The organism is Halobacillus aidingensis, from assembly GCF_900104185.1.
GTDB classification, from domain to species: domain Bacteria; phylum Bacillota; class Bacilli; order Bacillales; family Halobacillaceae; genus Halobacillus; species Halobacillus aidingensis.
The window spans coordinates 210,581-223,741 of sequence record NZ_FNIZ01000003.1 but is presented as its reverse complement, the minus strand read 5'-3'; the positions used below and the strand labels follow the sequence as shown (position 1 = coordinate 223,741).

Genomic DNA, 13,161 nt, shown 5'->3' with positions numbered 1-13,161 from the left:
GGAACAAAGTTCCAGACCAGGTCATACAGAAAATACCATAAAACCTAAAAAAGAAAGCTGCCGAGTTGGCAGCTTTCTTCTTATACTTTCATTGTTTTCTTTTGCAGTTTGAACCAGTACCCTCCGAGGATGCAAGCGCCGATGACCATCGTCACCGTAGAAATGAGCATATGCATCGATGAAGCGAGCACGACGTTTCCTGTAACGACGATAATAAATCCTACCACTGCATTCAGCAGAAGGGAGATCAAATAAGCCCAGGACAACGCGATATGGTATTTGAACCTTGAAGCGTAGATGACGAACCAAATCGCTGCGACAATGACAACAAAGGTCGCTACCCAGTGTAAAGAATACACGGCATTCGCAACGGACTCACTTGTTATCAAGTATTCCATCGCTGGAATGTCCATCATGACATTGCTCGCGCGGCTGTGTTTAAAGAATGCACCGAGAATCACCTGTCCAATATAGGCGATATAACCCAGCAGAAAAGCACGATAACTCATAGATACCGATGCCCAGCTGGTCCGGTTCAGCTCGATTTTCTTTTCATGAAGACTGTAACTCAACAACACGAGAACGATTAACAATAGTTGACTGAACGTAACGTCGAATGTCGTGAACCCTGGTGGTGTCCCTAGGAGAACGTTCAACCCTCCAACCATAGACTGAAATACAAGCAGCGCCAAACTTAGAATAGCTAAAATAAATACAGATTTGTTTTTACGGTATTTATAGATCGCACCTACAGCATTGATGGCAGTGAGCATGATAAGTAATGGGACCATCAAACGGTGTGAATACTCTATAATGACGTGATAGTCTGTAATATCAGGAAAAATCTTTCCGTTACAAACCGGCCACGTCGTCCCACACGCGTCCCCTGAATCCGTCGCAACGACAAGGTTTCCGAGGATCAATGCGAGAAACGTAACGAATGTAGTTAGAATTGAAAATTTCTTCATCGTCTTACCCTTTCTCTATCTATGATCATGATGTCATGAATATTGTTTGTTTCCTAAGTAAATCATATCACGAATTTTGGATGATAGAGAAAGGAAAGCGCCATCATGAGTCATGAACTTTTTGTGAACGACGTTTATCCCTGATTTTTCTAACGAGTAAATAGAGGAGAGAAACCGCAATTAGCAAGGTATTGACCATCGAGAAAACGTTCGCATAATGATCATCATCCCAGTAGGAAACGGGGCTTTTAAACGTATAGCTGCTGATTGGATAGAACATAGGAACCGCATCATCATGATGGGTAAGAATATCAAGGATTACATGCCCAAGCCACCCATAGGAAAAAGCGGTCCACATCGAGAGCCTTCTTCCTTTCCAGATCAAAAAAATGACAAAAAAGATCCCCCATACAAGCAGGGAATGACCCGCATGCCGCAAAACAAAAACGACAGGATGATCAAACAGATCATGGACTAAACCAAACAACGATCGCATTGGATCGGCATCGTCCACCACCTGCCACGCCTGTCTTCTTACACTTAAATAGATGAACATGACATAATACACGATATCTGGTGAAAGGCTCCCGAAAATAAACCAGCCGGTGTACCTTTGTTTTCTAGTTGCAAAAAATGTCCAGTAGCCATGGTGCAGTGTATTCATTTTTCACCCTCCCCTAACTTCTTGTTTACCCCTAATCCCCAAGGGGAATCTAATCAATGGAAAGGAGTCTGAACTATGACCTATAAAGCTTATGTTTTCGATGCGTATGGAACGTTATTTGACGTCCATAGCGTCATGAAGAAGATTCATCAATTTTTCCCTGACCAAGGTCCTAAGGTAAGTGAAGAGTGGCGCAGCCGGCAGGTTCACTATTTCCTCGTCCGACAGTTGATCCAAGGATACAAGCCATTCACCGACATTACCAGATGGGCGCTTTTAGATGCCCTCGCTTACAGTAATGTGGATGTGAAACCGGATGTTGTGGACGACCTGATGCACGAATATGAACAACTTCAGCCTTACGATGAGGTCCCTTCGTTAAAACAAAACCATCAAGACAAAACGTTTACCATTTTTTCAAACGGGACCCGTTCGATGTTAGAGCCTCTCTTGGAAAATAATCAGCTGAAAGAAGACTTTAATCTACTCAGCGCTGACGATGTTGAGGTTTACAAGCCTCACCCCAATGCCTACAGCTACGCTCATGAACAATTAGGGTTTGAAAAAGAAGAGATCCTTTTCTTTTCGAGTAATCCCTGGGACATTACGGGAGCAGCTTCCTACGGGTTCCATACGGCCTGGGTGAACCGAAAACAGCAAAAATGGCCGGAACTTGGAATCAACCCGACACACATCATAAGCAATCTTAATGAAATCCCTGACTAAAAAAGACGGAGTCCCATGGGGGGGCTCCGTCTTTTAAGGATGATGCTCGTATAGACGCACCTGATTTTTTCCGTCTCGCTTTCCTCTGTAAAGAGCCTGGTCGGCTGACCGGAACAGGTCATCCAATGTCCGTCCATCTTCCGGATAACAGGCGACACCGATAGAAAAAGAGGAACGGATTTCCTCTCCTTTGACGATATAAGGCTCTCTCAATTTCTCGAGCGCGCGCATGGATACTTCATAGATTTGATCACGATCCGCAATATCTTCCAATAGAATCGCAAATTCGTCCCCACCGATTCGTCCGACAGAATCCCCCGACCGGATACATTCTTTCATCCGCTTCCCGACACTGCACAAAAATTCATCTCCAATTTCATGACCATATTCATCGTTGATGCACTTGAACCCGTCCCCATCTAAGTAAAGGAGGGCGAATGATTCACCGGACCGTTCAGCCTTCGCGATGGCCTGTTCCACCCGGTCTTCAAACAGCCTCCGGTTCGGCAAATCCGTCAAATAATCGTAAAAAGCAAAACGCTCAAGCTTTTCTTCATAATTTTTCTGCTCGGAAATATCCCGGGCCACGATGACAAAATGGCTGACCTGATTCTGCTCGCTTACAACCGGCGTCCCTCTGCATTCAAACCAGACAGGCTCTCCATTCTGGCTTTTCAATGTTAAGGAAACCGTAAACGCTTCTTTACTCCCTTCGCTCCACTTAAAAGCATTGGAAAGGTTATTTAAATCATCGGGCTCAAGCTGCTTCATGAGCTCTTCTGAGGACATCTCATGCGGAGCGCGGCCTAAGAATTTCTTTTGTGATGGAGAGGCGTAAACCAGCTCTCCCATTGGTGAGAAAACAGAGATCAAATCATTGGAATGATCTGCAATCAAACGGAATTTTTCCTCACTCTGCCTTAAAGCTTCATGGGCCCTCACTTGTTCCGTCCGGTCCTCAAGGATCGCATAAATCCCTTCTTTCTGCCCCTCATTAATAATCGGAACGAGAGAAACTCGTAGAATACGCTCTTCTCCATCCATCCAAAAACTCGTTTCAAACCGGGTACCTTTTTGGAAAAAGGATTCTAACAGCTGCTTCCTCAACCAGCTTCTCTGCTCTTTTGGCACCCAATCGACGATAGACGTTTGCACCAGGGCATCTTCCTCAGTTTTCAAGAGACGCAATGTCGCTGTGTTCGCTTTCTTAATCAGCCCCTGGAAAGTAAGCGTCAAGATTGGCTGCGGGTTATGTTTGAACAACGACCGATAGCGGGATCTGCTCGCTTCCAACTTCCTCTGAGCGGCCTTATCTTTCGAAATATCTCTTACTATCGAACTGATGCCGATTGTTTCCCCAATTTCGTTCTGAATCGGAGATACGCTGATCGAAACATCCACAAGCGTTCCGTCTTTTCTTTGACGGACCGTTTCAAAACCGGCAATCGCTCTTTCCTTCCCTTTACGAACAAGCTCGTGCGCTTCTTCTCTTCTGTTCGAAGGGACAAACGGGAACGAAGAGGCATGCATTTCTTCTTTCGTATAGCCGTACAGCTCTTCTAATGCACGATTCGCTTCTAAAATGTTGCCGGCTGTATCGACAATCAAAATCGCGTCTGTCGTATCCTTCATCAAGGAACGATACATGGCATTGATCCGGCTGAGGTCGCGTTCTTTTTCGATCACTTCGGTAATGTTCCTCGTAATCGCGACAATGTGGGTCACTTCTCCCGATTCGTCCATCATAGGAGTCAGCACGGAATGTCCTCTGAAAAGTGTTTCATTTATGATAATTTCATCTTCATAAGTGAGGGCTTCTTTTTTCTTAACAACTGTTTGATAGGCTTCAATTAAAGCCTCTGCTTGTTCCTCACTTAAAAGATCTTCTATGTATTTGCCTTCCCATCCCGCTCCTTTGATCGGGGAATGGTTTTTGGCAGATTCATTCATATATACATATTTAAATCGCCTCTCTCCGACGACTTCCATAAAAAAGATATAGTCGGATATTCCATCCATAAGCATATGTAACAAGTGTTCATGAGGAATGCGGTCAGCAATCCCTGCTATGATTCCTTGATCCATCCATTCTTTCACTCGTTCCATGGATTATCCCCTCAATCATATAATCGTATTTACACATGTATACCATGTTATCATGTTTCATTCCTGCTTCTCTATGTATCTTTCTACCAAAAAGTCAGAAATCCTTTCCAGATATATAAAAAAGCAATGTGCAGCGCACATTGCTTTTGAGAGTTATACCGTTTGTTTTTGTTGAGCCTGAGCTTCCGCCTGCGCTTCTTTGATCAAACAACGCCCTTTTCCATGCGGAATGCACATCGGTGTACCGAAAAGAGGATCCTCTCTGACATCACAAAGCATTTCGAATACATGCTGCATCATGTCACAAGTCACGACATCCTCCGGCTTCCCTTGTGCGAAGACCGTTTTATCTTTCACTGCGATAATATGATCTGCATAACGACAGGCCAGGTTAATATCATGAAGCACCATGACAACCGTACGTCCATTGTCCTGATTCAAATCAAAGAGCAGATCCAGAATGTCAATCTGGTGCGTCATATCTAAATAAGTCGTCGGTTCATCCAATAGGAGAATATCTGTATTCTGAGCAAGAGTCATCGCAATCCACGCACGTTGACGCTGCCCACCGGACAGAGAATCGACCGTTCTGTCTTTCAACTCCATCAAGTTCGTATCTTCAAGCGCACGCGTCACAGCCTTTTCATCTTCATCCGACCAGCGTTTAGCGAACCCTTGGTAAGGATAACGGCCTTGCTTTACAAGCTGATAGACGCTGAGACCTTCAGGAGTTGTCGGGCTTTGTGGAAGAATCGCCATCTTCTTCGCCACATCTTTCGTACGCATTTTGGAAATATCCGCACTATCCAGCACAACTTCCCCTGATTTTGGACGCAGTAGACGAGCCATCGAACGAAGCAAAGTGGACTTGCCGCAACCGTTTCCACCGATGAGTACAGTGACTTTGCCTTTCGGGATCGTAATATCCAATGAATCTATGATGATGGAATCTCCATAGCCTAGAGTTAAATTATTCGCCAACAGGGTATCCATAATCTGACCTCTCCTTTATGTCTCACGAAATCTATCGCTGTTGGAGCTACACGAAAAATCACGAATTCTATATATTTTCTCTAACTCCTAGTTTATGGGCTTGAACACGCTCTGTCAATGAATTTGAGAATCATTTTCATCACTGGACTGTGAAAAGTGTATGCATGGCGGGAATAAATGAGAACCTACAGCCTCATTAACGGAGTGGTTATGGACAACACCGCTAAATACACATCGATTGGAGTTACTTTTTCTAATTATTGATTAGAAGCTCGTACACTCCTGATCAATTGTAAATATTGAACATCCCCTAACCCATACGCTCGGAACGTACCAATCATCAACACTACCAGCTTCTCTTCCGATAAATCAGGGTGATCCTTGATGAATCTCACAAGTTCATTATCTGCATCCTTGTAATGTAAATACAACTCCATCCCCTTTTTGAGCGGAGGGAGAGAAACTTCGGATGGAACTGCCCGGTTTATAAGAACCTGTTTATACATGGAATGGTATCCAGCTACATGAAGCGTACACGAGGCGAGACGTTCGAACTGTTGAGTAGTTAAACAAAGCTCAACTTCCCCTTCGTAACCGATTAGATCGAGCCATGCCAGTAAGGTGAGAAGATTGATCTGACAGAACATATCCTCATCAAACCATAACTTGAGATGATTTCGTCCTTCATGGAAGACAGCCTCAAGTTTTTCTACGGTAATCCGTCTGTAGTCACTTTCAGAAACTCCATGAGTCAAAGCCCTTGTTTTTATAAATTCTTCCGAGAAGATCGTTTCACAGGTCTCACCAGCACACATCGCTTCATTGAAAGGAATCACCGGCTCTCCCTCCACACGTCCATTAAGCTGAAAAGCCTTTTTCATTTCTTCACCATTCAAAATATGTAGCATCTGCATGTATTCTCCCCTTTTTAAAAATAGAACGGTTATCTTCCAGGACCTTAAAGGAGAAGATAACCGTTCCGATTCCAATCATTTTAGAAAAAACCGACCGACTCTTCATGGGTCGCAGGTTCAACGAAAACGAGTCCAAGTTCATAGTGTTCGCCTTCATACATCGCCCGCTGCACATAGCGATTTTCTCCCCATTCATCACGTACTTCCATTTTTGTAAACGCCCCTGAATTTTGCAATGCTTCATAAAATTGATTTTCCGTTCGTACAGGAATCGCATTCACACGTTCAATGACCTCACCTGGCGCGAGTCCCATTTGATCGGCAGGACCCTTGGGGATGACACCCAGAATACGAATGCCTTTTTTCGCAGAAGAAAAGAACGGGGTTTTCTCTTCACGCATCCGGTGCAGAACGAAGATGAATTCACGACCGATCAAACCAATCATCACTGCTACAAGTGACAGCACACCTATAAAAAAGCTCCCCACAGCAAACCCCAGGACGATGATTGACAACAGAAAAACTTGCCGCCCCATCGTCTTTGCTGCGACGACAGGAGACTGCCCGCGAGCTTTCCATTCCCATCCCATAACAAAAGGAATAAGAATAACCCCGTATGGATCTCCACCAAGCGAAATCATCGGCCACCACGAGGCAAACGGTTCAATCATGCCTCCTGGAAACAATGCGAGAAACGGAACGATCGTCATTCTTCTTGACCGATGCTGACCGATCCACATTCCCCGCGTCCCTTTCAACCGTTCGGGATACGTATGAGATGAGGTTGTGCGCAGCATCAGGATCGATTCCGTTAATAAAAGAACGGCCATCACCACTGCAAGTGTGTGGAGAGGCGTTTCCTGGAGTACTCCTACCCATTCGTAACCACGCACAGATTCAGGCAGATATGGGATGACGAGTAAGACCAGGTAACTCAACCCTAGCGTATAAGCAGATGAGTACCAGCTCAAGCGCCCCGTTACACTGACGATCAGTAAAACACCGGCAATGAGGAGTAGCAATGGATAACTGAATACCATTCCTCCACCAACCGCCATCGCGGATAAAATGAGACCACTTATGAGGGCCGTTCCCCACGTTCCTTTCCATTCGGTGAAGCGGTCAAAGATTCGTGTCCCAAACGCCGCTCGTTCCTGTTTCACCCGTTTTCCAGACACGATCAAGATCATCGCTAAAGCTATGTATAAAAATGGGAGGGTGAACATCAACCCGATCCCTTTCGCAAATTCCATCAGCCAAACGTCCAACGTAATTCTCCTTTCAAGTCGTGTCGCTCTCTGTTGTCTATACCCAATAACGAAAAAATCCGCAGTCACAGACTACGGATATATTTCGTCATCCAGCGGCATATTCCTGCCTATTGAAACAAGACCTCGACCGCTTTTTGCATTTGTTTGTCGTTTTTCTCGTCTCTTACTTCTTTTATGATCGCTTCTTCAAGCTTTCCTCCGGTCTTCTCATCAACAACGCCGGTCGCTTCAAGACCCGCTTCTTCCTGGAACGCCTGGACGGCAGCTTCTGTTTCTTTGCTGTAGTATCCATCCGTGCGGCCAGGATCATGGCCGAGACCTTTTAGCATGATTTGAATGTTTTTCACTTTTTCATCATTATCATTGTATTGAAGCGGTTCTTCCACTTCCACCGGATTCGTGTAAAAGTATTCCGGTTGTTTCACTTTCACCGTCGGTTCGATCCCTTTTTCATGAATCCAGTTGCCGTCCGGCGTCAACCACTTGAACAATGTCAGCTTGATTGTACTGCCATCGCCCATCGGTAACGCCTGTTGAACGGTTCCTTTACCGAAACTCTTCGTTCCAACAAGATCATAGCCGCCCGCTTCCTGCATCGTCGCAGCTAAAATTTCAGAAGCGGATGCACTTCCTTCGTCCATCAAAACAGTGATCGGATACGGCTTTTTCTCCTCATTTTCAGAGAAATAACGCGTTTTCTCACCTTTACGGTCTTCCACTTGGACGATCGGTTTATCTTTCGGAATGAACTCTTTCAAAATCTCCTGAACGTCCGTAAACAACCCGCCTGGATTTCCACGCACATCAATGACGAGCCCGTCCATTCCATCCTTTTCAAGCTTCTCTAAAGCTTCATGAAATTCGTCTGATGTTTTTTCAGAAAAAGAGGTGATTTCGATAATGCCAGCTTTTTTGCCGTTAACTTCTTTCGTATCGCTGTACACCGTTTCTAATGGAATATCATCACGGGTGATATCGATGTTGAGTGGTTCAGTGACCCCAGGGCGGTCGATTTGCAGCGTCACTTCCGTCCCTTTTTCCCCACGGATCTTCAAAACGGCTTCATAAAGGTCCAGACCTTCGACACTGTCGCCATCCACTTTTAAAATTTGATCGTTCGGCTTCAAGCCTGCTTCTTCCGCAGGTGAACCTTTGATTGGTGCGACAATCGTCACCTTATCATTGACCATACTCACTTCCGCACCGATCCCCTGGAAAGAGGATTCGATCGTCTGGTTGAACTGCTCCATCGTTTCAGGATCCATATACACACTGTATGGATCCTCAAGCGTATCGAGCATCCCTTGAATCGCCCCTTCAACAAGGGTGTTTTTATCTACTTCTTCAACATAATTTTCTTTGATCGTACTGAATGCCTGTTCCACCTTTTTCAAATCGGTGTTCCCTGACATACTTTGTATGAATGCCTTCTGCTCCTCTTCTGACAGACTCCCAAAGTTCTCCGCATCTTTATCTGCATACTGTTCGGATTGTGCCTGTTCGTTCGTGCCGTCAGCGAAGTATTCTATTCCTATGTACGAGCCTGCCGCTCCAAATAGGACCGCTAGCGCCATCAACAGCGCAACGTAGCGCGGTTTTATATTCATCGCATTCACCCTTCTATTTTGGATTTCATGTTGCCTCTATACTAGCAAAAAAGCGCCTTCAACGTAAATCAATGATTATTCCCTGAGTTAACATATGCCAAAACTAACGATAGCATGTCCATTTCATTATAGGACATCCCCACCTATCTATCTACCTGTAATTGGATCAGATGTGAGAATCGCAGAAATTCATGTTTGGTTCCAGGTACAGCAAGCCGGCTGATGGGTTCCCGGTACACAAATAAAATGTGGCGTACCTGGTACCGGTGAATCATCATTCGGTGCCAGGTATGGAATGAGCTTTGAATGGTGCCTTTGTATGGTGCCTGGCACCGGTCCACTTCTTTTTGGTGCCTGGCACCACATTTATCATTTTAGTGCCTGGCACCCAAAAGAGGTAAGCAGGTGCCAAACTTCATCAAAGCCAAAAGAAAAAGACCGTCTCCAAACTGAGACAGTCTTCATACATTTACATTTCGTAGCCATATTCTCCATTACTTTGGTCACGGACAACCATGCCGTCTTCAATCGCGATGACACGCTTACGGATCGTGTTCACAATTTCCTGGCTGTGGGTCGCCATTAATACGGTTGTCCCTGCTGTATTGATTTCTTCAAGAATGTGCATGATTTCCCATGATGTCTCTGGATCCAGGTTACCGGTCGGCTCATCAGCGATCAACACTTTCGGATGGTTCACAATCGCACGGGCGATGGATACACGCTGCTGTTCTCCTCCAGAAAGTTCATCCGGAAGGAAACGTGCTTTGTTTTTTAAACGAACTTGATCAAGTACGTCCATGACACGGCGGCGGATATTTTGTGGATTTTCTTCAATAACTTCAAGGGCAAAAGCTACGTTCTCATAAACGGTAAGCGTCGGCAGCAGACGGAAGTCCTGATAAACGACACCAATTTGACGGCGCAGCATCGGAATGCGGCGCTGTTTCATTGTAGATGTATCCATGTCGTTCACAAGAACCGTTCCAGTGGTCGGCTTTTCTTCTCTGTAGATCAGCTTCGTGAATGTTGATTTACCAGCACCACTCGGCCCTACGACATAAACGAACTCTCCTTGGTCGATACGGATATCCACCCCGTTCAAAGCCGTGACACCATTCGGATATGTTTTATATACTCCTTGCATGTTAATCATGTAAAATCACCTGTATCTCTCATAATGTTAAGTCAGTTGTCTTCTCTCTTGTCTACAAACACATTTATTATAACATTAATTTTCGATTTATTTAGACATGAAATTATTACATTTGTTTTTCATATGGCGGTTATTCCACTATGTAGCTGAATTTCGGAAGACACCAAAAGAGGTTCTTAACCGTAAAAGAGTTAGTTGAAAAGAGTACAAAAAAAGCCTGGTGCGGCACCAGACTTTTTCACTAGAAACTTATTTCATTGTCGCAAGCCAGCTTGCTACAAGCTGCGCATCGTCATCAGATACTTGACCTTGAGCAGGCATGCCGCCTTTACCGTTTTTAATGATGCCAACGATATCTTCTGCTGAATACTTAGAACCTACTTCTGTCAAAGCTGGTCCCATTCCTCCGCCAAGTTCACCACCGTGGCAGCTGGCACAGTTGTTTTGGTACACTTCTTCTGCTGCCGCTGTGTCGACAGTCTCACCGTCACCACTGTCAGAAGTTCCTTCATCTGTACCTTCACCAGAATCTTCACCGGTCTGTTCTTCTGTCGTTTCATCGTTCGTGCTGTCATCAGTCGTTCCTTCGTCTCCGCCGCCCCCACAGGCACTTAAGACGAGGATCAGCCCTAAAAATAGAGCAGATAATAGTTTTTTCATTCCTGTATCCCCTCTCGTATTTTGATGAGATATAGAGATATTATAACCGAGTCAGGTCGTTTTGAAACCCTCTCCAAGAACTTCGGTGGCATTCATCGCGACGACAAACGCCCCCGGGTCAACCGTCTTTACGGTTTGTGTCAATTTGATGAATTCGTTCTGCTGAACAACACACATGACGACCCGGCGTTCCCGGTCCGTGTAACCACCAGCTCCACTCAAGACGGTTACACCACGATCTATTTGTTCAAAAATGGCGGAACGCACTTCATCGACATCCTCAGTAATGATCATCACGTTTTTCGAGGTGTTCAGTCCCACTTGCACGAAGTCGATCGTGCGGCTGGTTGCAAATAACCCTATGAGCGCATAAAGACCTTCTTCGAGTGAGAAAACAATCGCCGACGTGAGGACAATCATTCCATCCAATAAAGCGACACTGATTCCCAGCGGTAAATGTGTGAATTTGTGTAAGACTTGAGCGGCCAAATCGATACCGCCTGTCGAAGCCCGTCCTCTAAAAACAATGCCAAGGCCGAGACCGACCCCCATTCCACCGAAAATCGCGCCAAGTAACGGATTCGGTGTCGCCGGTGCCATTTCACTCGTCATCAAAACGAACAACGGCAGGGTAACAGTCCCAACGAACGACTTGAGACCAAAGTTTTTCCCTAATATGACAACGCCCATAATGAATAAAGGAATGTTCAATACCCACTGGACGACACCCGGTTCCCAGCCGAACACGCCCTTTGTGATCGTACTAACACCCGCAACCCCTCCAGAGGCGATGTTATTCGGTAATAAAAATAAATTGAATGCTAAGGCTACAAAAAATGATCCAAGAATGACCAAGCCATAATCCAGTGTCTGCCTAAGTGCCGGCGGCATCGGCTCCCGACGATATTTTTTTGCCATCATCATCATGCTGTTCGACTCTCCCTATGTATCGTTCTCCATAAACCGTAAGGAGTATAACACTAGGGAATTCTCCTGTAAATGAGAGTAGAATAACGTGTTAACACGGTAAAGGAGCAAGATGTCGTATTCCTGTTAGTTTTTGTTTCCTCGGTACTTCTATACAAAAAGCGGCGAGTCTTAAGACCCGCCGCTTCTTTTAGGAATTCATCGATTCTTGTTTTTCCATAATCTCTGCTAGTAAAGCAAGTACATCGTCCCGCATGTTTTCCCGTTCCATCGCAATGGCGAGGGTCGTTTTAATAAAGCCGAGCTGGTCACCGACATCATACCGCTCCCCTTTAAACTCATACCCGTACACAGGCTGGTCAAGGTTCAAACGCTCAATGGCGTCTGTCAACTGGATTTCTCCGCCTCTTCCCTCTTCTTGAGTGGCAAGCAGGTCCATGATTTCCGGTGCGAACACATAACGACCGATAATCGCCAAGTTCGACGGCGCTTCTCCGACGGCAGGCTTTTCAACAAAATGCTTCACTTGATAACGTCTGCCCTCTTGTTTTTCAGGCGCAATGATTCCGTAGCGATCGGTTTCATCTTCCGGGACTTGTTTTACGCCGATGACCGAGGACTGTGTTTCTTCATATTGGTCAATCAACTGCTTCAGGCAAGGTTCATCCGAACGAACGATGTCATCTCCAAGTAAGACTGCAAAAGGTTCGTCCCCGATAAACTTGCGTGCACACCAGACGGCATGTCCAAGTCCTTTCGGTTCTTTTTGGCGAATATAATGAATGTCAACTTCAGCGGATTGCTGAACTTCCTCAAGGAGATCAAGCTTTCCTTTTTTATAAAGATTATCTTCAAGTTCAAACGCATGATCAAAGTGGTCCTCAATCGCACGCTTCCCTTTTCCTGTTACGATGATAATATCCTCGATACCAGATTGGATCGCTTCTTCTACAATATATTGGATCGTCGGCTTATCGACAACCGGAAGCATTTCTTTCGGCATCGCCTTCGTTGCGGGTAAAAAACGTGTGCCTAGTCCAGCTGCAGGAATAATCGCTTTTTTCACCTTCATTCTCTATTCGCCCCTTTGTATGTAATGTAACTTCATAGTAGCAAAAATAGTGAATACTGAACAGAAAAAAAGACCCCCACCTTAGTGAGAGTCTTTC

General features: G+C 45.2%; 12 protein-coding genes. 1 reads left to right on the top strand and 11 read right to left on the bottom strand.

Features of this window, described 5'->3' with window-relative positions; translation table 11 throughout:
• Positions 1–80 precede the first annotated feature (80 nt).
• Positions 81–968 (bottom strand): COX15/CtaA family protein, encoded by an 888-nt coding sequence (locus BLS23_RS04435; RefSeq protein WP_089651328.1) that lies wholly within the window; start codon positions 966–968, stop codon positions 81–83.
• 103 nt (positions 969–1,071) lie between these two features.
• Entirely contained in the window at positions 1,072–1,632 is a 561-nt protein-coding gene (locus BLS23_RS04430; protein ID WP_089651327.1) for a metal-dependent hydrolase, read from the bottom strand.
• 75 nt (positions 1,633–1,707) lie between these two features.
• Here BLS23_RS04430 and BLS23_RS04425 point away from each other — a divergent pair, with 75 nt between their 5' ends.
• The gene (locus tag BLS23_RS04425; RefSeq protein ID WP_089651326.1) at positions 1,708–2,358 is read left to right on the top strand and encodes a haloacid dehalogenase type II; all 651 of its coding nucleotides are present in this window, start codon (positions 1,708–1,710) and stop codon (positions 2,356–2,358) included.
• Positions 2,359–2,391: 33 nt separating this feature from the next.
• On the opposite strand, the gene BLS23_RS04420 is transcribed toward BLS23_RS04425, so the two are convergent.
• From BLS23_RS04420 to galU, 9 genes are all read right to left on the bottom strand, one after another.
• Entirely contained in the window at positions 2,392–4,464 is a 2,073-nt protein-coding gene (locus BLS23_RS04420; RefSeq protein ID WP_089651325.1) for a sensor domain-containing diguanylate cyclase, read from the bottom strand.
• 153 nt (positions 4,465–4,617) lie between these two features.
• Positions 4,618–5,457, bottom strand: a complete 840-nt coding sequence (locus tag BLS23_RS04415; RefSeq protein ID WP_089651324.1) for an ABC transporter ATP-binding protein — start codon at positions 5,455–5,457, stop codon at positions 4,618–4,620.
• 257 nt (positions 5,458–5,714) lie between these two features.
• Positions 5,715–6,371, bottom strand: a complete 657-nt coding sequence (locus BLS23_RS04410; protein WP_089651323.1) for a hypothetical protein — start codon at positions 6,369–6,371, stop codon at positions 5,715–5,717.
• 80 nt (positions 6,372–6,451) lie between these two features.
• Positions 6,452–7,639 (bottom strand): PDZ domain-containing protein, encoded by a 1,188-nt coding sequence (locus tag BLS23_RS04405; protein ID WP_089651322.1) that lies wholly within the window; start codon positions 7,637–7,639, stop codon positions 6,452–6,454.
• Positions 7,640–7,749: 110 nt separating this feature from the next.
• On the bottom strand, positions 7,750–9,249 hold the full coding sequence (locus BLS23_RS04400; protein ID WP_089651321.1) for a S41 family peptidase: 1,500 nt from the start codon (positions 9,247–9,249) through the stop codon (positions 7,750–7,752).
• 469 nt (positions 9,250–9,718) lie between these two features.
• Positions 9,719–10,405, bottom strand: coding sequence for a cell division ATP-binding protein FtsE (gene ftsE / locus BLS23_RS04395; protein WP_089651320.1), 687 nt, complete (start codon positions 10,403–10,405; stop codon positions 9,719–9,721).
• A 249-nt stretch (positions 10,406–10,654) separates the two neighbouring features.
• Positions 10,655–11,065 (bottom strand): c-type cytochrome, encoded by a 411-nt coding sequence (locus BLS23_RS04390; protein WP_089651319.1) that lies wholly within the window; start codon positions 11,063–11,065, stop codon positions 10,655–10,657.
• Positions 11,066–11,116: 51 nt separating this feature from the next.
• The gene (locus tag BLS23_RS04385) at positions 11,117–11,956 is read right to left on the bottom strand and encodes a YitT family protein (RefSeq protein ID WP_374189721.1); all 840 of its coding nucleotides are present in this window, start codon (positions 11,954–11,956) and stop codon (positions 11,117–11,119) included.
• Positions 11,957–12,182: 226 nt separating this feature from the next.
• Positions 12,183–13,064 carry a UTP--glucose-1-phosphate uridylyltransferase GalU gene (gene galU / locus BLS23_RS04380; protein WP_089651317.1) on the bottom strand — a complete coding sequence of 294 codons (882 nt, stop codon included), beginning with the start codon at positions 13,062–13,064 and terminating at the stop codon, positions 12,183–12,185.
• Positions 13,065–13,161 lie beyond the last annotated feature (97 nt).